This is a genomic window from Streptomyces mexicanus (assembly GCF_902506575.1).
GTDB lineage: Bacteria > Actinomycetota > Actinomycetes > Streptomycetales > Streptomycetaceae > Streptomyces > Streptomyces mexicanus.
Genome location: NZ_LR732544.1, coordinates 4,098,134 through 4,115,880, shown reverse-complemented (window position 1 = coordinate 4,115,880; position 17,747 = coordinate 4,098,134). Strand labels below are relative to the sequence as shown.

Here is a 17,747-nt window from a genome sequence, read left to right as displayed (position 1 = left end):
GGGGGCGGGGCGGCGGGGGGGGGGGGGGGGGGGGGGGGGGGGGGGGGGGGGGGGGGGGGGGGGGGGCCGCCTTGGCCACCCGGGGCGCCCCCGGGGCGCGCAGGTCGTACGGCGCACCGTACGACGGGATGCGCGCCGCCTCACGGGAGCGTGCCACCCTCTCGCGCGCTCCGCTCCGGTGCCGTGGAGCGCGCAGGGCCGAGGCGAACAGGCGGCGTACGCCCGTGCCCCGGGCGCGCAGGCCGCGCGCGCCCGTATCGTCCGCGGCCGGGAGGCGCCCGCTGTCCGGGCGGCGCGGTGCCCCCAGGCGCCCCGTGGCCGCCCGGTGGGCCTCCGCGCGCGTCGTGCGGGTGCCGTAGGCGTGGGCCGTCCGCGTGGTGTGCAGGTCGAGGGAGGACGTCCGGGTCCCGGTGGCGTGCGGGCCGCCGGGGCGGCGCGGGACGTACACCCGCACGCACAACAGGCCGAGCACGGCCGGGAGCAGCGCGCCCGCCACCCACAGCGCGCGCGACGGCGCCAGCCAGCCGACGTGCTCCAGGACGCCGACCAGGACCGTGGCGAACGTGGTGGCGCCGACCAGCACCACGGCGCCCGGTGTGGTGAGCCCCAGCCGGCGCAGCCGGTGCGCCAGGTGGTCGGGGCCGTGGCGCACCACCGGGCGCCCGGCCAGCCGCCGCGAGAGCACGACCAGGATCGCGTCGGCGGTCACGACGGCGGTGAGCGGGAAGAGCACCGCGCCGGTGGAGCCGAGGCCGTACCCCGTACGGACCAGCACGGCCGAGGCGGCCAGCACGAAGCCGGTGAACAGGGACCCGCAGGCGCCGAAGGCGATCCGGGCGGGCTGCCAGTTGTGCATGAGGAAGCCGGTCAGCGCGGCGGCCAGCACGCTCAGCAGCACCGCGAGGTCGTCCATCATCTCCGCCGCCGCGCACGCGCCCGCGCCGAACGCGGTGAGCACCCCGACCGTGCCCGCCAGCCCGTCGGCGTGGTCCAGGCCCCGGAAGGCGGCGGCCACGCAGGCGATCCAGAGCACGGCGGCGATCCCGGCGGGCACCCCGGTCTCGTCGTAGGGCACGACGAACGCGGCGGCGACGGCCGCACCGAGCAGCAGGAACTGCGTCTTCAGCCGCCATACGTCCGCGACCAGCCCGAGGGCGCCGACCCCGGCGCCCGCAGCCAGCAGCCGGGCCGCGCCGTCCCCGAGCGGCGCGGCCCCCGTCCAGCCGCCCGCGGCCGCGACCAGGCAGGTGCTGGCGACCACGGCCACGCCGCCGAGCAGCGGCACCGGCCGCGCCCGCCGCCGGTGGACCAGTCCGAGACGCAGCGCCGGCACCCGGAGCAGCGCCGAGAGCACGGCGGCCAGGAGCAGGGCGGTGATGGCGGTGGCGATCCCGTAGAGCACGGTTCTTAAATTAGGTGCATATCGGGCTATTGGGTGCGAATAACACGATCGGAACAGGAAGAGAAGGAAAACAGGCGCGGGGCGCGGGCGCGGGACGGAGTGCGGCGCGGACGCCATCCGCGCAGGCCGGGCAGGCCGGGCGAGGCGCCGCGCGCGTCCGCTCAGGCTTCCCTCAGCGACCCAGATCACCCCGCACTCGGCTGCATTGCGACGGAGGATAGGGGTAGTCTCAGACGGACTGCATAAGTTACCGCTTAGTAATTTCGAGGCCGCCTCACAGGAGCCCCAATGCAACTCGCCGCGATCATCGTGTCGCTGGTCCTGATCGTGGTCGGCGTGGCACTGTTCGGCCGCGCCCTCCTGCAGATCTACCGCTATATGCGCCTCGGCCAGCCCGTGCCCGCCGGGACGCGGACCGACGATCCCGCCCAGCGCACCCTCACCGTGGTCAGGGAGTTCCTCGGCCACACCCGGATGAACCGCTGGGGCGTCGTCGGTGTGGCGCACTGGTTCGTGGCCGTGGGCTTCTTCTCCCTGCTGCTGACGATCGTCAACGCCATCGGCCAGCTGTTCAAGGCCGACTGGATCCTGCCGGTCATCGGCGACTGGGCGCCGTACAACGTCTTCGTCGAGTTCCTCGGCACGATGACGACGCTCGGCATCCTCGTCCTGATCGCCATCCGCCAGCTGAGCCACCCGCGCGACCCGGGCCGCAAGTCCCGCTTCGCCGGCTCCAACTTCGGCCAGGCGTACTTCGTCGAGGCCGTCATCCTCATCGTCGGCGTCTGCATCTTCATGCTGCACGCCCTGGAGGGCGCCCAGCACCACGTGGACGGCTACGAGGCGTCGTTCTTCATCTCGTACCCGGTGGTGGCGTGGCTGAAGGGCATGAGCGTCGCCACGCTGCAGAACCTCACCTACTTCTTCGCCGGCCTGAAGATCGCGACCTCCTTCATCTGGATGATCACGGTCGCGCTGAAGACCGACATGGGTGTGGCCTGGCACCGCTTCCTGGCGTTCCCGAACATCTGGTTCAAGCGCAACGCCGACGGCTCCACGGCCCTGGGCGCGCTGCAGCCGATGACCTCCGGCGGCAAGTCGATCGACTTCACCGACCCCGGCGAGGACGACGTCTTCGGTGTCTCCCAGGTCGAGCACTTCTCCTGGAAGGGCCTGCTGGACTTCTCCACCTGCACCGAGTGCGGCCGCTGCCAGTCGCAGTGCCCCGCGTGGAACACCGGCAAGCCGCTCTCCCCGAAGCTGCTGATCATGTCCCTGCGGGACCACGCCCACGCCAAGGCCCCCTACCTGCTCGCGGGCGGCGGCAAGACGATGGAGGGCGAGGAGAAGGCGTCCGAGGAGCAGCTCGCTTCGGTGCCTGCCGCGGCACTGGCCGAGGCCGAGCGCCCGCTGATCGGCACCGCCGAGGAGAACGGCGTCATCGACCCGGACGTGCTGTGGTCCTGCACCACCTGCGGCGCCTGCGTGGAGCAGTGCCCGGTGGACATCGAGCACGTCGACCACATCGTCGACATGCGCCGCTACCAGGTGATGATCGAGTCCGCGTTCCCCTCCGAGGCGGGCACGATGCTCAAGAACCTGGAGAAGAAGGGCAACCCCTGGGGCCTGGCCAAGAAGCAGCGCCTGGAGTGGACCAAGGAGGTCGACTTCGAGGTCCCGGTCGTCGGCAAGGACATCGAGGACCTCTCCGAGGTCGAGTACCTGTACTGGGTCGGCTGCGCCGGCGCCCTGGAGGACCGCGCCAAGAAGACCACCAAGGCCTTCGCGGAGCTGCTGCACATCGCGGGCGTGAAGTTCGCGATCATGGGCGGCGACGAGAAGTGCACGGGCGACTCCGCCCGCCGCCTGGGCAACGAGCCGTTGTTCCAGGAGCTGGGCATGGAGAACGTCATGGCCCTGAACACGGCGTTCGGCGAGGAGCTGGACGACGAGGGCAAGGTCACGCCGGAGTCGAAGAAGCCGAAGTCGGCGAAGAAGATCGTCGCCACCTGCCCGCACTGCCTCAACACGCTCGGCAACGAGTACCCGCAGCTCGGCGGCGACTACGAGGTCATCCACCACACCCAGCTGCTCCAGCACCTCGTCGACGAGGGCAAGCTGATCCCGGTCACCCCGGTCGAGGGCATCATCACCTACCACGACCCCTGCTACCTGGGCCGCCACAACAAGATCTACACGCCCCCGCGCGAGATCATCGGCAAGGTCCCGGGCCTGCGGAACGAGGAGATGCACCGCCACAAGGAGCGCGGCTTCTGCTGTGGCGCCGGCGGCGCCCGGATGTGGATGGAGGAGCGCATCGGCAAGCGCATCAACAACGAGCGCGTCGACGAGGCCCTCTCCCTCAACCCGGACATCGTCTCCACCGCCTGCCCGTTCTGCCTGGTCATGCTGACCGACTCGGTCAACGGCAAGAAGAACGAGGGCAAGGCGAAGGAATCCGTCCAGGTCGTGGACGTCGCCCAGCTCCTGCTGGACTCCGTCAAGACCCCGGTGGACCCGGCGGGCGAGGCGGAGAGCGAGAACGCTCCGGAGCCCGAGCCGGTGAAGTAACCGGGCCGGCCCCGACCGGACGTGCCGGCGCCCCCTGTCCGTGCGGGACAGGGGGCGCCGCCGTGTGCACACCGGCTCGCCGCCGAGCGCCTTCAGGCGCCTTCAGCACCCTCCGCGCGCTCGCGGGGCTACACGCTCCCGGGCGCCCTCACGCGCCCTTGGGGGCCGCCTGCTGGACCACCTCGAAGGACCACAGGGTGGAGCCGGTGGCCGCGGGCCTGGCCCGCTCCCCGCCCTCGCCCCCGGCGGTGCCGTGGTGGGCGGCCTTCATCGGCCCCTCCATCCAGGCCTGGAACGACTCCTCGTCCCGCCACCGGGTGTAGACGAGGTAGGTGTCGGTGCCCTCGACGGGCCGCAGCAGCTCGAACCACTCGAACCCGTCGGAGTTCTCCACGGCGTGCGCCCGCGAGGCGAACCGCTTCTCCAGCGTCTCCCGCTGCTCCGGCGGCACGGTCAGTACGTTGATCTTCACTACGCTCATGAGCCCATCCTGCCCCGCGGACCCCGCAGGCGGAGTGCGGACACCCCCGTACGGCCTCGGCCACCTCGCCCACCCGCAGCGCGCTCCACCGCGACCGACAGCTCCATCCCGGCAGGTGGACATCGCGGCCCCGTCCTCAGGGAGGAGAGCCCTTGGGCGCCAGGGAGGAGAGCCCTCGGGTGCTCCCCCTAGGGGATGTCACAGCTCGGCCGCAAAGCCGCGTACTGCCCCCGGGCCCCGGCACGCCACCGTGCGGGACCGGGTACGTTCGACGACGTGGCTGGATTCAGGATCGGACGCGGCGGCCGGGACGCCCGCGCCCCGCAAGCGCGCCCCCAACAACCCCCGTACGGACAGCAGGCGCCCCAGGCGCCGTCGTACGGCCATCCACCGGCGCCGCAGCCCTACCCGCAGCAGCAACCGCAGTACGGAGGCGGCGGGCCGGGCGCCCCCGGCGCGCCCCAGTGGCCCGGAACCCCGCAGCCGGCTCCCCAGCCGAACGGCGGCTACGGTGCCTACGGCGGCGGCTACGGCGACCAGGGCGAGCCGGAGTACTTCGGCGACGGCGCCCAGTCCGGCGCGGCCGGCGGACCCGCCCACGACCCGTACGCGGCCGACAACCCGGGTCACACCCAGGCCTTCGCGATCGGCGAGGACCCCTACTCGCAGGGCGAGACCTACCGCGCGGGTTCCGCCCCGGCCGGCCCGATCGGTCCGCGCCTGCACTGGAAGGACCTGCTGAAGGGGATCGTCCTGTCCCCGAACCAGACGTTCCTGCAGATGCGCGACTACACGATGTGGGGCCCCGCCCTGATCGTGACGTCCCTCTACGGCCTGCTCGCCGTCTTCGGTTTCGACGGGGCCCGGCAGGACGCGATCCACGCCACCCTCTCCAACGCGATCCCGATCGTCGTGATCACGGCCGTGGCCATGGTGATCAGCGCGTTCATCCTGGGCGTGGTCACCCACACCCTGGCCCGCCAGCTGGGCGGCGACGGGGCCTGGCAGCCCACGGTCGGCCTGTCCATGCTGATCATGTCCCTGACGGACGCGCCACGGCTGCTGGTCGCGATGTTCTTCGGCGGCGACGCGGGCTTCGTCCAGCTGCTGGGCTGGGCCACGTGGATCGCGGGCGGCGCCCTGCTCACCCTCATGGTCAGCCGCTCCCACGACCTGCCCTGGCCCAAGGCGCTCGGGGCCTCGGCGATCCAGCTGATCGCGCTGCTGTCGATCGTGAAGCTGGGCACCTTCTAGCGGTCCCCGCCACAGCAAAAGGGGCCCGGCACGAGCCGGGCCCCTTTCACGTGCTTCTCCTCACGGCCTGCCTGCCGTTGCGCGCCTCAGGCGTCGAGCACCTGCCCGCTGCGCTGCACGACCGGCGGCAGAACGCTCCAGGCTGACTTGACCAAATGACAGTAGTAACCTGACTGCCGTTCAGACGGCAGGGGAGGCCGACCGTGGCGCGCAGGGTGGGGATCTACACCCGTATCTCACGGGACGACGAGGGCGAAGCTCTCGGTGTCGCACGTCAGCAACGGGACTGCGAGCGCCTGGCGGATCTACGGTCGTGGCAGGCCGTGAAGGTCTACGAGGACAACGACGTATCCGCGTTCAAGCGCAACGTCGTGCGCGAAGAGTTCGAGCTGATGTTGAAGGACCTCCGCGCCGGCCTGATCGACGGCATCGTGGCCTACGACCTTGACCGTCTGGCTCGACAACCACGCGACCTCGAACGCCTCATCGAGATCTACGACGAGCGCCCACGGCTGGAGTTCGCCACCGTCACGAATGACATCAACCTCGGGACACCGGACGGCCGGACGATGGCGCGCATCATGGTCGCGTTTGCCAACAAGTCCTCACACGACGCCTCGCGCCGCATCAAGCGCAAACACTTGGAATTGGCCCAGCAGGGCAAGGACAGCGGGGGGCCAGCGCCGTACGGATGGCGGAAGGACGACCGCACAAAGGTCGACCCCGAGGCCGCCAAGGCGATCCGCGAGGCACAGCGCGAGATCCTGGCCGGCGTCCGCATCGGCACCATTCGCACCAGGTGGCAGGAACAAGGCTTGGGCAACCCCCGCGAGGGCACCAAGCGGATGGCTCACCACCAGGTCGAGCACATCCTGACCAACCCCCGGTTGGTCGGTTACCGCACCTATCACGGCGAGATCCTTTACGGCGACGACGGCCAACCGGTCATGGGCGAGTGGGAGCCGATCAACACGCTCGAAGAGTGGGAAGCGGTGTGCGCAGCGGTCGCCGAGCGGAAGAGGAAGCACCCCGGCAGGTCGCTCGCCCGTAAGTACCTGCTGTCAGGGATCGCTCGTTGTGGCCTGTGCAAGGCGAAGATCCGAGGTCAGATCAACCAGCGTTGGGAGCCAGGTACCAAGGCCACGAGGTTCAGATATCAGTGCTCCGTGGTGAATGGAGGTTGCGGCAAAGTCGCCCGCGCCGGTGATCCCGTTGACCGGCTGATAGCTCAACTCGTGCTTGAGGAACAGCGCTCACAAGCGATGGTCACGGCTGTTCCTAGCGAACAACGCTGGGCGCGGGAAGTCGAACTGGAGCAGATCAACACGGACATTGCCCAGCTGGTCGAGGCCGAACGCTCGAAGCAGATCACTGTGGCCACACTTCTACAGCTCTTGCCGGCCAAGGAACGCATGCGCGACGAACTGAAGTTGGAGCGTGCCCGCTTCTACAAGGAACGGAGACAGGCGGAAGCCAAGGGAGACACGGCCAACCTGACGGTTGACGAGTTCTTCGCTCTGCCGATCGAACGCCAACAAGAGATCGTCTTGCACAGCCTGTCAGCGGTGATCATCCATCCTGCCGGCCGCGGACGGCGGAAGTTCGACCCCAGCCTGATCGAGCCGGTTTGGCGGTGACGCCTCAAGCCCGCCCCTGCAGGACGAGCGCCCGACGTACCCATTCCTCGTCTCGCTCAGGAGCCCGGCGGAGGTGCAGCCGTATCCACTCCTCAGTCGTCATGATCTCGGACGTTGCCGAGTCCCTACGAGACTTGGTCTGCTTAACAGTCGTGCTCATCGAGCGCACCTCCTGACAGTTCTTCGCGGGCGGTTTGGCGGTTGAGTTCGAGGTCCCGGCGGATGGTGGCGGCGAGCCAGGATTCGCCGGGGGTGTGGCCGTGGCCGGCGTAGAACCAGTGGGCGAGGGTGAGGGTGGTTGCCTCCGTCTCGTCGTCGGGGTCGGGTAGGCCGAGGGTTTGGCGTTGCTGGGCGGCGCGGTAGTCGGCGCGGGTCTGGCGGAGGGCGCCGAGGGTGGTGGAGTAGCGGCGGGATTTGGTGGAGAAGTGGCCGCGGAAGCCGAGCATGTGTGCCCAGTCGCGCAGTTTGCGGTCCGGGTAGAGCGGGTGCAGGTCCAGGCATGCGGCGATGAGCCGGGCCGGGTGGTCGGGCACGCCGAGCAGGGCCAGCGCTTCCTTGTTGCCGATCCGGCGATCCACGGTGCCGGTGGTCTCGGCGGCTTTGGTGGCGTACTTGGCGACGTAGGAGGCGACGGCCTGTTCGGTGATCTCCTGGCCGTCGCCGAAGGCGCGGATCGGCCGCACGTCGAGCTGGGTGCCCCAGGTGAGGGTGCGGGCCGGCTGGTCACCGGCAGGGGGCACGTCGACGGCGACGCGGGCAGCGGCGGCGCGGATGGCGTCGGTGAGCAGGTCGAGCGTGGCCCAGGCCGGCGGCGGTGTGTCGGGGCCTTCGGGTCCGTCGAAGCGGATCACGGCGTGGAAGTGGACGGCTCCGCGCTTTTGGTACTCGGCGACCTTGCCGAAGGAGACCCGCGATTGCTCACGGGCGGCCTTCTGGGTGAGGCCGGCCCGCTTGGCGATCTCTCGGCGCAGGTAGATCGTGAAGTAGCGCCACAGCTCGGAGGCGTGGTTGTTCCACAGCACCGCGCCCGCGTAGTCATAGGCGTCGGGGTCGAGCGGGGTGCCCAGCTCGGGAGCGTCCTCTGGGTGGCGGGTGCCGCAGCGGCAGGGCCGGTTGCCGGGCCGGTTGTGGACCGGGCCGAACGACGGCGCGGTGAGCGTGGCGAACACGCGGGGGTGGGCGCGGATGGGGTCGGGGGTGCCCTTGGCGGGGTCGCCGACGAGGCCGGCGCGGATGAGGTGGTAGGTGTCGCCGGCGTAGGTCCAGGCGCAGGCGGGGCAGCGGGAGGCCCGCCGGTTGCCGCACGCCACCCGCAAGATGCCGCCAGGTTCGGTGTCGGTCGAGTAGGAGTGCAGGACGTGCCCGGTGGCCCGGTCGCGGGTGACGGTGGAGCCCCGGAGGCGGATCGGGTCGGAGCAGCCGCCGGTACGGCGGATCTGGTCTTGGATGCGGTCGAAGCCGTCGGACCCGGCCAGCCTCAGCACGTCGGCGAGGGGGGCCGGGGCCAGGCCCGCCCTGGGGGCGGCGTCGGTCACGCGTCACCGTCCGTGGTGGTGTCGGGGATCTGGTCGAGGGCCGAGGCGGCTTCTTCGGCGGCGCGAGCGAGGGCGCGCAGAGCGTCCGCGGTGCCCGGTTGGGCGATGAGCGCGACGTCGACCAGCTTGCCGCCGATGCGGAGGGTCACGAAGGGTTCGTCATCGCCCGTCGCGTCGAAGACGCTCACGCGGCTGGTGCTGTCCGGCTCCAGGTGCGCCGAGGCGGTGAGGGACTTCACTTCTTGTCCTCCTTCGGGGTGTGGGCGTCGATCCACTCCTCCGCGCAGACCTTGTGGACGGGCTTGCCGCGGTCGGAGCGCAGCGGGGTGGGCTTGGTGCAGATCACGCACGGCTTGTCGCCGGTGGGGTCGAAGTGGTCCGACGAGCGCCAGTCGAGGAGCGCCACGGCGGTCACCTCCCCGCGCGGACGAGGTCGGCGGTGGGGGTGGTGTGGCCGGTGCCCTTGCAGGTGGGGCAGGTGACGGTGAGGGTGGCGCGGGTGCCGTCCGGGCGGCGGGTGCCGGTGGTGATCACGGCGGTGGCGAAGCCGTCGCAGTCGCGGCAGACGCGCGGGCTCGGGGTGTGCTGGGGCATGATGGGGTCTCCCTTTCGGGTCCGTTGGATCTGGAATGGGGTCCAGGCGCCGGGGCGGCGGATCTTTGGCGAGAGAGCCGCCCCGGGGCCGTTCAGTGCTTGTGCAGGTCCTTGATGAGCAGCCGCAGGACGACGGCGACCACGGCGACCGAGACGCCGGTGATGGCGACGGCCAGGAGCATCGAGACCAGGACCGTGCCGACGACGAGGACGACAGCGCCGCCGCCGGCCACGAGCGCGAGCACGCTGCCCGGGGTGAGCTGAACCGTCGGCCGGTTCGACACCGCAGCCGGCGCCACCGGGACCGAGGCGGGGGCGGCGGGGGCCGGGGTGTGGGCTGTCCCTTATACAAATCTGACGCTGCCGACGACCCCCGCCGGCTCTGTTCCCGTGGCCCCCCCCTCTCCTCAACCACAACCAACCTTTCCCTCCTATCTACGCCAGTCCTTTCCTCACTACCCACGCCGATTCCACCACTTCTCCTCGTCCACCGCTTCCTATTTTGTCCGGGGGCGGGTACTTCGGGGTAAACACGGGATCTTCCCTCCTGTCAGGTGGTGCAGCGGTGGGTGCGGGCCGAGAGTTCGGCCGCGGATCGGTCGCGGTGGTCGGTGGAGAAGCCGCAGCCGGGGGCGGTGCAGGCGGCGGTGTGCCGGGTCTGGCCGCGGCCGTTGTTGTAGGTGCCGACCTTGACCGGGCCGATGCGGATCACGTTGTAGAAGCGGTTCGGGCGCACAGGTTCACCTCCCTTCCAGGTCAGGCGAGTTGGAGCTGCGCGGCGATCGCTTGGCAGGTCGGAGCGGGCAGCCCGAGCCGGGCCGTCAGCGCCTCGGCCGTGATCGGCTCACCCGTCGAGTTGCGATGTGCGTCGGCGATCGAGCGGGCGTGGTCGAGCAGGGCCGGCGGAACAGCCGGGCTGGCCGAGGCCGGGGCCGACGGCTTGGGTGGTGCCGGGGTCAGTTCCGGCGCCGCAGCCGGGGCGGGTGCCGGGGCCGGGTCGGGGGTGTCGGTGCGGTGCATCTCGACTTCCGGCGCCGCCGGTTCCTCGCCCTGCTCCAGGTCCGGTTCCGGGTCCGGGGTGGTCGTAGCGGGGGCGTGGACGAGGAGGGTTCCGCCGAGGAAGGCCAGGGCGGGCCAGCCGGCGACGAGGATGCGCAGCCAAGCCGGGACGTGACCGAGGTCGAGCAGGCCCGCGGTGGCGACGTTGGCGCCGAGCGACGCGGCAAGCGCGATGGCAAACCACGTCCAGGACGACCGGTCCCGGCCGGCGCGGAGCCGACGCCAGGCAGCGACCAACAGCAAGTCGACCGACACCGGATACGCCCACGCCTTCCATCCCGACTGCCCCGCCGCCGCAGCCAAGTCGTGCAGGTGCGCGAAGGACAGCGCACCGGCGATCACGGCTTGCACCAGGACGGCATCCGGGCGGATCGAACGGCTCACGACGATCCCTCCCTACTCAGTGACCGGCAGGGGCTTGACCAGCGACGGACCCGGCTCCGGGGCGTCGGTGGGCACGTGCGGCCGGTAGGGGTCGAGGGCGGGAAGGTCGGGGACCAGGTGCGCGAACCGCCGGCACACCGCCACCACCTCATCCCGCGAGGTGTGCGGGGTGCGGATCTTCGCCCAGCCCCCCGAGGAGTCCGCGGCCACTGCCGTGCCGGGACGCTCCGCAGGGATCAGACCGGCCGCGATGACGGCATCCGGGGCCACGTCCGCGAGACCCATTTCCGCGGTCTGCTTGTCATTGACCCGGTGCACCACACGGCCGGTGAGCTGCGCGCGGAGCATGGTCGCGCCCTTGCCCAACTCGGAGCCGAACCGCTGCCCGCAGATCTCCAGATGGATACCGACCGCGCGAGCCATCTGCGCCAGCCGGATCAACGCGGTCACGATCCGCTCGCGGCGTTCCTCATCCTTCTTGGAGGAGATCAGGAACAGTTCCGCCACCTCGTCCACCAGGACGACGATGGGCACCGGCCGTAATGCCTGGGGCAGCTCCCACACGTCCGAGACGCCGTGCAGGCTCAGCAGGTCGAACCGGTCTTCCATCTCCGAGACCAGCACATCCAGCAGCGAGGCGGCATCGTCCGGAGTGGTGGCCAGGGCCGACAGCCGCGGCGCATACGCCGACTGCTCCACCCCGCGCTTGCAGTCGATCCCGATCAGCGCCACCGGCAGCTCAGCCAGTCCCTTGATCAGGTTGCGCTGATAAACGGACTTGCCCGAGTTGTTCGCACCGAGCGTGAGCGCCATGGGCACCTTGCGGTAGTCCCGGACGAACGCGGTCCCGTCCTCCCGCAGCGCCACCGGCACAGCCAGACCCTCAGGACGCGCGCCACGAGGGAGCCGGACCCGGCGGAGCACGTCATAGCCGGTCATGCGCAGCTCGACGTACCCCGGCTTGGTCTCGGCGACGGTCACCGAGTGGACACCCCAGGCGTGCCGCAGCCGCTCGGAGGCGGCCACCAGGTCGGCCGGTTCCAGGCCGGCGGGAAGCCGCAGCGTCACACGCAGTCCCGTCGACGTGCCCCGCACCCGGCGGACCTTCGGCGGGACCGGCAGCACCTCACGCCGCGCCAGGCTCCGAGCGACGAACGCCCGCAGCCGGGAAGGCTGCACGGTCAGCCCGCACACGTCCATCGTGGAGCGGTAGGAGAGGGTGAACCGGCCCCAGGTGACCGGCAGTCCGACCAGCGACCAGTACACGCGCGGCGCGCGGACCTTCGCATAGCCCAGACCGCCGGCCCCCGCGAGGGCTCCCGTGGCCTCCAGCACCATGGACAGATCCGTCATGGTCAGGCCGCCGGGGTGATCGCGACCGCGCGGAACGAGATGCCGTGCCGCTTCTGGCCGTTGAACTCGTTCTCCCAGTCCCGCGCCTTCAGGCCGACGACCTTGACCGGCATGCCCGGCATCAGACCTTCCGGGTAGCCCGTCTCCGGGATGGTGACCTGGTAGAGGTTGCCCTCTCCCTCGTCCGAGACCAGCAGGCCCACCGTCGAGAGACCGGCGCCGGTCTCCCGGTCCAACGCACGCTCACCCGTCTTGGCATTCGCCATCTTCGGCACCGGCGGAGTCGCCACGAACACGACAGCGGTCGAAAGGTCGATCTTGAACGACGGCATTGCGTCTCCCAGACAGGTCAGAGTTAGGCCCCTTGGACCTCTTGCTCAGCTTGTTGGTACAAGCTGGTGTCTAGAGATTGCAGCACTCGCAGTGAGACGTCAAGCACTTTGCGCGTACCTGTACCAACAAGTTGAGCGAGTGCGTCATGATGGGGGCATGAGCAAGCAGCCGAAGTATCAACAGGTGGCCGACGCGCTGCGTCGCGAGATCGACAACGGCACCTACGGGCCAGGTTCCCGGCTCCCTTCGGAGGCGGAGTTGGCGGCCCGCTTCGATGCTTCGCGGAACACTGTCCGGTCGGGCCTGAGTCTGCTGGTCAGCCAGGGGCTCATCACGTCGAGCCAGGGACTGGGCTACGAGGTACGAAAGCACGAGGTGTTCGAGCTGAACGCCTCTCGCTTCGAGAACCTGGACTTCCCGCAGAACGGCGACGCCTACTCCACCGACGTGGTGAACGCCGGCCGACGCCCACACCAGACGTTCCGGGTCGAGGTGACGACCACCCCCGAGTACATCGCGCAGCGCTTGAAGGTGGAGCCGGGGTCACGGTCCGTCCTCCGGTTCTGCCATCGGTTCGTCGATGACGTGCCGTGGTCGACACAGGCGACGCACTACCCGGATTGGCTGGTCCAGGAGGCACCACGACTCGCCGAGCCCGGTGACATTGACGAGGGGACCACTCGCTACCTCGCCGGCCTCGGCATCGAACAGGTGGGGTACGCCGACGAGATCGCTACTCGGATGCCGACCCCCGAAGAGGCGCGACTGTTGGAGATCGGCCCTGGGGTGCCCGTTCTGCTCTGGACACGAACCGGCTACACCACCGAACGCCCCGTTCGCTGCACAGTCACAACCTTCCGAGGCGACCTGAACCGCATGAACTACGAGATCGGCGACTTGTCCGCCCGGAATGAGAACGAAGCCAAGTGAGAATCACCACCGCCACCCCCGCTGACCTCGAACAGTTGCTTGCCTTCCGTGTAGAGGCGGCGTCGTGGATCAGCAAGTTGGGAAGCGACCAGTGGAGTCGGCCATATCCCGCAGACCGTCTCTTGGCAACGATCGACAGCGGGACCGTCTTCATGCTGAGGGACGGGGAGAGGACCGCCGGCACCATCACTCTTACTCCGGAGGCGGAGGAGGGGTTGTGGACGGACGAGGAGCTTGCCGAGCCCTCGATGTTCATCAACAAGTTGACCGTTTCCCGCGACTACGCGGGGCAGAACCTTGGCGGCAGGCTGTTGGACTGGGCAGGCGACCGGGCGTATCGAGCGGCGGCGACGTGGCTACGGCTCGACGCCTGGACGACGAATGCGCGACTTCAGCGGTACTACCTTGACCAAGGCTTCCAGCACGTGAGGACCGTCCTCGAAGGCACTGCCGTCAACGGTGGGCCGCGAGTCTCAGGGTGGCTTGCCCAGCGCCCCGCGCGGCTGGCCGATCATGGTTTTGCCGATGAGACGCCTAGCCCCGAACCCCTGCGGGCCTGAGTTGTTACAGGTTTCTCTACCTCATCAAGGCACCCGGCTGCGCTCCGCTCCGCCGGGCGCGCTTCCCGGCTCCGCTCCGCGCTGCGCTCCTGCCTTCGGCCCGCTCCGCGCGCGCTGCGCCGACGCGCGCCCACATGTGGATAGGGCCGGAGGCCATGAGTCGATCACCGCATAGAGCGGCCCGCGGTCAAGACAATGCCTCCGGCGGGGGATCGGCCGGCACCGGGATGGAGGGGGCGCCGCCGCCGACTGCGGGTCCGTAGATGGCGTGCGCGGGGAGCTCCCATCCCGTCCGCCGTCGACCCAGGCAGAGCCGAGCAGACACGGCACCTGGCGTCCAGGTCGTTCGTACAGTGGCGCGCTCCACCTGGACGCCAGGCACCGCGCCTGCTCCACGGTGTGTGGGTCGACGGCGGACGGGATGGAAGCTGGGGTGAGTGGCGAGCTGGGCTAGGTGGTCCCGTATGCGCTATGAGCCACCCTCTTTTTCGCGGCGCGCAACTATCCCGTCGGCCCTTTTGCGTAGATAGAGAAGGAAATCCGGATGGTCCAATATCGCACGCAAGTCGCTTCTGGCGCCAATACGTGCATGTACAGCCGCGACGATGCTGTCAGACTGCCAACCAAGTTCCTTTTTGCGCGTAACGGCACCAACGAGCCCATTGATCGAATGCATGCGGGCAGGAGCGTCCTGGCCGAACACGTCCGAACAGCAATCAGTCAGGACTTCGTGCGCCTTTCTGTCATCGGAGACGCCGTCATTGATCTGAGCGAGAGAATCGACCATTGGCAACATTAAAGCCCACCTAACCGTGCGCCCCTGATGTTCGAACTCGCGAACTTTGTAGGCGCCGGCAAGGTAATCAGAGATTTCTTTGGTCGTTAGGGGCGGATACCCAGGCCAGGGCGTGCCATCGCTCACGGCAAAACGATCACCAACGAAAAAGGCGTGACCCGGCAACAGGTGTCGACGAAGCGCAATAATTCCGGCCAAAGCTGATACGTTCGCCTCCGCCAGCCGGGAAAGAACTTCTCGCATTTCATCCCGTGTGAAATGCGTCCTTCCCTGCACGACGGGCGATATCCACCTATCAGGAACGAGCAACCTTGACGCAAACTCATTCGCCTCTTGCTCCTGAGCCCAAGCGGCGTTTCGCGGGAAGGCTGCCCCCTCATCTTCCCTGACAGAGTCCGTAGCACAGTCGACGGTACCCACGTGCCAAGCGAGTTCTATGTGCCCTAACTCATGGGCAAGGGTGAATCGCTCTCGAAGCGGCTGCGTGCCCTTGCGCACAAACACCCGTGGCGGGTCATGACTTAGCGACGTCACTGCGTCACAATTATGGGCCCACTCGACATATTCAACATCTGCACGCTCACAAATGAGCTGCGCTATGTTGACAGGGGGAACGAGGTCGAGCTTTTCTACCAGATGTTTCGCCCGTTGGGCTGCCTCTGCTACAGCCGCCCGGTTTGCTGCAACCAAGAAAGGACGCTTTCAGCCTCGTTCGAGGAATCTGCACGTGCAGCAAGAGCAAACCTCTCACTTACACTGCTCTGCAGTTCCTCGCTGACCGGTACTCCATGACGATGAGCAGCTACGATGTAGCGAAGAGACTCTGGCTTTTCAACCCAAAGGCGATACTCGTCCCATGTGAGACCGAGATACTCATGCAACGACAGGTCGCTGTCACTGTCATGCCAGGCGTCGACGTAGGCATCGATGTCGGATACGCCCGCACGTCCCGACAGCGCGTCTTGCAGGAACGTCCCGCTAGACATCGATCCTCCGTCCCCTTACTGGCGGCTTGATGAGTTGTGCAGTGATGGGGTCGGCGACGCCGAGGTGTCGCCCTTGCTTATCGAACACTTCGACTTCACCCCCATGCTCACCGTCCCACGTATATATGCGCTTCCCGTCGTGGGAGTACCAGCGCTTCTCACCTTTGAAGTCTGATCTTAGTGACCGCAAGAACGATGCTTGCGGCAAGGGTACCCAAGGCATCGCCGCCCAGGCTAGCTCGCTGCTTGCCAACATGGTCGGCGAACGGACAAGTTCACAGATCCTGTCGCAACGCGGTTTCACAGGCAGCGATGACGGCACGTGCCCCAAGCGGCTAGGGAAGCGTCAGGAGCGGTCGCAACGTCGTAAGGAGCTAAGCCTGACGAACGTCCAGGTCAGAGCGCTTCCTTGTTCTCCTTGGGCGCTTCGCCCGACTTATGTACCGGAGGCAACACACTCCACGGGAAGTTGATCCAGTCGTCGGTGCGCTTCCAGACGTACTCGCACTTCACCAGGGAGTGGGACTTCTCGTAGATCACGGCGCTGCGCACCTCGGCGACGGTGTCGAGGCAGAAGTCGCGGACCAGCTTCAGCGTCTTGCCGGTGTCGGCGACGTCGTCGGTGATCAGCACCTTCTTGTCGGAGAAGTCGATGGCGTTGGGCACCGGCGCGAGCATGACGGGCATCTCGAGGGTGGTCCCCACACCGGTGTAGAACTCGACGTTCACCAGGTGGATGTTCTTGCAGTCCAGGGCGTAGGCGAGCCCACCGGCCACGAAGACACCGCCGCGCGCGATGCTGAGCACGATGTCGGGCTCGTAGCCGTCGTCGGCGATCGTCTGGGCCAGCTCGCGAACGGCGGTGCCGAACTGCTCGTAGCTGAGGTTCTCTCGTACGTCACTCATGTCTGTGGTGCCCCTCACACCTTGGTCCGGTGAAAGTTCAGGTAGGACCGCGAGGCGGTGGGCCCGCGCTGCCCCTGGTAACGGGAGCCGTAGCGCTCACTGCCGTACGGGGCCTCGGCCGGCGAGCTGAGCCGGAACAGACACAGCTGCCCGATCTTCATACCGGGCCAGAGCTTGATCGGCAGGGTGGCGAGGTTCGACAGCTCCAGGGTCACGTGCCCGGAGAACCCGGGGTCGATGAACCCGGCGGTGGAGTGGGTGACCAGACCCAGCCGCCCCAGCGAACTCTTGCCCTCCAGCCGCGAGGCGAGGTCGTCGGGGAGCGTGATGACCTCGTAGGTCGAGGCGAGCACGAACTCCCCGGGGTGCAGGATGAACGGCTCATCGCCCTGCGGTTCGACGAGCCGGGTCAGGTCCGGCTGCTCGACCGAGGGGTCGATGTGCGGGTAGCGGTGGTTCTCGAACACCCGGAAATAGCGATCCAGGCGCACGTCGATGCTCGACGGCTGCACCATGGATTCGTCGAAGGGATCGATCCGCACCCGCCCGGAGTCGATCTCGGCCCGGATGTCCTTGTCTGAGAGAAGCACGCCCCGAGGATACGCAAGGCGCGCGGAGCCCCCACAATCAGGACGACCCCACGCGCCTGGGCAACGCCGCAGCTACCTGCTGTTACCGCTTCCCCACGCTCACCGGCACCGCACTGCGGAGCCGGGCACACCGGGGGCACCTCACGAGCCGCCCCGGGCCGAGCCGCTCGGCCTGCTGCATCGGGAACGAAGCGGTGCTGAACACGTGCCCCTCGGCACAACGGACGACGGTGCGCTCCATCAAGCCCTAAGTCCCTTCCCCAGAACCGCGTCTGGCCATCTGCCGCCTGACGACAAAAGCACACAGTACGGGATCAAAGAGACGACGCTCCAGGCGGCACTCCGGCCCCGCCGAGCCCCCGCCCCACACCTTCAC

20 protein-coding genes and 2 pseudogenes are annotated in these 17,747 nt (G+C 68.6%); 5 read left to right on the top strand and 17 right to left on the bottom strand.

Features of this window, described 5'->3' with window-relative positions; genetic code table 11:
• Nucleotides 1–1,402: MraY family glycosyltransferase (locus GV126_RS18415; RefSeq protein ID WP_438947852.1), on the bottom strand; the 1,402-nt coding region annotated here is incomplete at its 3' end.
• Nucleotides 1,403–1,690: 288 nt separating this feature from the next.
• Here GV126_RS18415 and GV126_RS18410 point away from each other — a divergent pair.
• Nucleotides 1,691–3,973 carry a (Fe-S)-binding protein gene (locus GV126_RS18410; RefSeq protein ID WP_159668047.1) on the top strand — a complete coding sequence of 761 codons (2,283 nt, stop codon included), beginning with the start codon at nt 1,691–1,693 and terminating at the stop codon, nt 3,971–3,973.
• Between the two features lie 148 nt (nt 3,974–4,121).
• Here the strand turns inward: GV126_RS18410 and GV126_RS18405 are convergent, their stop codons facing one another.
• Nucleotides 4,122–4,454 carry an antibiotic biosynthesis monooxygenase family protein gene (locus GV126_RS18405; RefSeq protein ID WP_159668044.1) on the bottom strand — a complete coding sequence of 111 codons (333 nt, stop codon included), beginning with the start codon at nt 4,452–4,454 and terminating at the stop codon, nt 4,122–4,124.
• A gap of 195 nt (nt 4,455–4,649) precedes the next feature.
• Between GV126_RS18405 and GV126_RS18400 the strand changes: the two genes are divergently transcribed.
• Nucleotides 4,650–5,708: a Yip1 family protein gene (locus GV126_RS18400; RefSeq protein WP_159668041.1), complete on the top strand. Its 1,059-nt coding sequence runs from the start codon at nt 4,650–4,652 to the stop codon at nt 5,706–5,708.
• A 203-nt stretch (nt 5,709–5,911) separates the two neighbouring features.
• Nucleotides 5,912–7,345, top strand: a complete 1,434-nt coding sequence (locus GV126_RS18395; RefSeq protein WP_159668039.1) for a recombinase family protein — start codon at nt 5,912–5,914, stop codon at nt 7,343–7,345.
• 143 nt (nt 7,346–7,488) lie between these two features.
• On the opposite strand, the gene repSA is transcribed toward GV126_RS18395, so the two are convergent.
• The 9 genes and pseudogenes from repSA to GV126_RS18355 form a co-directional block, all read right to left on the bottom strand.
• On the bottom strand, nt 7,489–8,880 hold the full coding sequence (gene repSA, locus GV126_RS18390; protein WP_159668036.1) for a replication initiator protein RepSA: 1,392 nt from the start codon (nt 8,878–8,880) through the stop codon (nt 7,489–7,491).
• Nucleotides 8,877–9,119, bottom strand: a complete 243-nt coding sequence (locus GV126_RS18385) for a hypothetical protein (protein ID WP_159668033.1) — start codon at nt 9,117–9,119, stop codon at nt 8,877–8,879. The genes repSA and GV126_RS18385 overlap by 4 nt, the downstream gene beginning before the upstream one ends.
• The gene (locus tag GV126_RS35830; RefSeq protein ID WP_185947353.1) at nt 9,116–9,286 is read right to left on the bottom strand and encodes a hypothetical protein; all 171 of its coding nucleotides are present in this window, start codon (nt 9,284–9,286) and stop codon (nt 9,116–9,118) included. The genes GV126_RS18385 and GV126_RS35830 overlap by 4 nt, the downstream gene beginning before the upstream one ends.
• 5 nt (nt 9,287–9,291) lie before the next feature.
• On the bottom strand, nt 9,292–9,474 hold the full coding sequence (locus tag GV126_RS18380; RefSeq protein ID WP_159668030.1) for a hypothetical protein: 183 nt from the start codon (nt 9,472–9,474) through the stop codon (nt 9,292–9,294).
• Between the two features lie 92 nt (nt 9,475–9,566).
• Nucleotides 9,567–9,806 (bottom strand): annotated as a pseudogene (locus tag GV126_RS18375) (SpdD protein); the annotation flags it as partial.
• Between the two features lie 218 nt (nt 9,807–10,024).
• Entirely contained in the window at nt 10,025–10,210 is a 186-nt protein-coding gene (locus GV126_RS18370; protein ID WP_159668027.1) for a mobile element transfer protein, read from the bottom strand.
• A 20-nt stretch (nt 10,211–10,230) separates the two neighbouring features.
• The gene (locus tag GV126_RS18365; RefSeq protein ID WP_159668024.1) at nt 10,231–10,917 is read right to left on the bottom strand and encodes a DUF2637 domain-containing protein; all 687 of its coding nucleotides are present in this window, start codon (nt 10,915–10,917) and stop codon (nt 10,231–10,233) included.
• A gap of 12 nt (nt 10,918–10,929) precedes the next feature.
• Nucleotides 10,930–12,270, bottom strand: a complete 1,341-nt coding sequence (locus GV126_RS18360; RefSeq protein WP_159668021.1) for an FtsK/SpoIIIE domain-containing protein — start codon at nt 12,268–12,270, stop codon at nt 10,930–10,932.
• 2 nt (nt 12,271–12,272) lie between these two features.
• Nucleotides 12,273–12,602, bottom strand: coding sequence for an SCO3933 family regulatory protein (locus GV126_RS18355; protein ID WP_159668018.1), 330 nt, complete (start codon nt 12,600–12,602; stop codon nt 12,273–12,275).
• Between the two features lie 157 nt (nt 12,603–12,759).
• Here GV126_RS18355 and GV126_RS18350 point away from each other — a divergent pair, with 157 nt between their 5' ends.
• Both GV126_RS18350 and GV126_RS18345 read left to right on the top strand, forming a co-directional pair.
• Nucleotides 12,760–13,533: a GntR family transcriptional regulator gene (locus GV126_RS18350; RefSeq protein WP_159668015.1), complete on the top strand. Its 774-nt coding sequence runs from the start codon at nt 12,760–12,762 to the stop codon at nt 13,531–13,533.
• A complete protein-coding gene (locus GV126_RS18345; RefSeq protein WP_159668012.1) occupies nt 13,530–14,093 on the top strand; it encodes a GNAT family N-acetyltransferase in 564 nt (187 codons plus the stop codon). Before GV126_RS18350 ends, GV126_RS18345 begins: the two co-directional genes overlap by 4 nt.
• 469 nt (nt 14,094–14,562) lie before the next feature.
• Here the strand turns inward: GV126_RS18345 and GV126_RS36555 are convergent, their stop codons facing one another.
• The 6 genes and pseudogenes from GV126_RS36555 to dcd all read right to left on the bottom strand — a co-directional run bounded on the left by GV126_RS36555 (nt 14,563) and on the right by dcd (nt 17,371).
• Nucleotides 14,563–15,132 carry a hypothetical protein gene (locus GV126_RS36555; protein WP_236570043.1) on the bottom strand — a complete coding sequence of 190 codons (570 nt, stop codon included), beginning with the start codon at nt 15,130–15,132 and terminating at the stop codon, nt 14,563–14,565.
• A 15-nt stretch (nt 15,133–15,147) separates the two neighbouring features.
• Nucleotides 15,148–15,423 (bottom strand): annotated as a pseudogene (locus tag GV126_RS37480) (ImmA/IrrE family metallo-endopeptidase); the annotation flags it as partial.
• Nucleotides 15,424–15,551: 128 nt separating this feature from the next.
• Entirely contained in the window at nt 15,552–15,875 is a 324-nt protein-coding gene (locus GV126_RS18335; RefSeq protein ID WP_159668005.1) for a hypothetical protein, read from the bottom strand.
• Nucleotides 15,868–16,098 (bottom strand): colicin E3/pyocin S6 family cytotoxin, encoded by a 231-nt coding sequence (locus GV126_RS37475; protein WP_159668002.1) that lies wholly within the window; start codon nt 16,096–16,098, stop codon nt 15,868–15,870. The genes GV126_RS18335 and GV126_RS37475 overlap by 8 nt, the downstream gene beginning before the upstream one ends.
• A 173-nt stretch (nt 16,099–16,271) precedes the next feature.
• A complete protein-coding gene (locus tag GV126_RS18325) occupies nt 16,272–16,781 on the bottom strand; it encodes a phosphoribosyltransferase (RefSeq protein WP_159667999.1) in 510 nt (169 codons plus the stop codon).
• A gap of 14 nt (nt 16,782–16,795) precedes the next feature.
• Complete coding sequence (gene dcd / locus GV126_RS18320) at nt 16,796–17,371, bottom strand: dCTP deaminase (protein WP_028421128.1); 576 nt, start codon at nt 17,369–17,371, stop codon at nt 16,796–16,798.
• Nucleotides 17,372–17,747: the final 376 nt, after the last annotated feature.

Coding starts and splice junctions, on each gene's coding strand:
- GV126_RS18350 (WP_159668015.1), top strand. CDS start 12,760: ATGAGCAAGCAGCCGAAGTATCAACAGGTGGCCGACGCGCTGCGTCGC.
- GV126_RS18325 (WP_159667999.1), bottom strand. CDS start 16,781: ATGAGTGACGTACGAGAGAACCTCAGCTACGAGCAGTTCGGCACCGCC.
- GV126_RS36555 (WP_236570043.1), bottom strand. CDS start 15,132: ATGCGAGAAGTTCTTTCCCGGCTGGCGGAGGCGAACGTATCAGCTTTG.
- GV126_RS18335 (WP_159668005.1), bottom strand. CDS start 15,875: ATGTCTAGCGGGACGTTCCTGCAAGACGCGCTGTCGGGACGTGCGGGC.
- GV126_RS18400 (WP_159668041.1), top strand. CDS start 4,650: ATGTCACAGCTCGGCCGCAAAGCCGCGTACTGCCCCCGGGCCCCGGCA.
- GV126_RS18410 (WP_159668047.1), top strand. CDS start 1,691: ATGCAACTCGCCGCGATCATCGTGTCGCTGGTCCTGATCGTGGTCGGC.
- GV126_RS37475 (WP_159668002.1), bottom strand. CDS start 16,098: ATGCCTTGGGTACCCTTGCCGCAAGCATCGTTCTTGCGGTCACTAAGA.
- GV126_RS18405 (WP_159668044.1), bottom strand. CDS start 4,454: ATGAGCGTAGTGAAGATCAACGTACTGACCGTGCCGCCGGAGCAGCGG.
- GV126_RS18355 (WP_159668018.1), bottom strand. CDS start 12,602: ATGCCGTCGTTCAAGATCGACCTTTCGACCGCTGTCGTGTTCGTGGCG.
- GV126_RS18360 (WP_159668021.1), bottom strand. CDS start 12,270: ATGACGGATCTGTCCATGGTGCTGGAGGCCACGGGAGCCCTCGCGGGG.
- GV126_RS18380 (WP_159668030.1), bottom strand. CDS start 9,474: ATGCCCCAGCACACCCCGAGCCCGCGCGTCTGCCGCGACTGCGACGGC.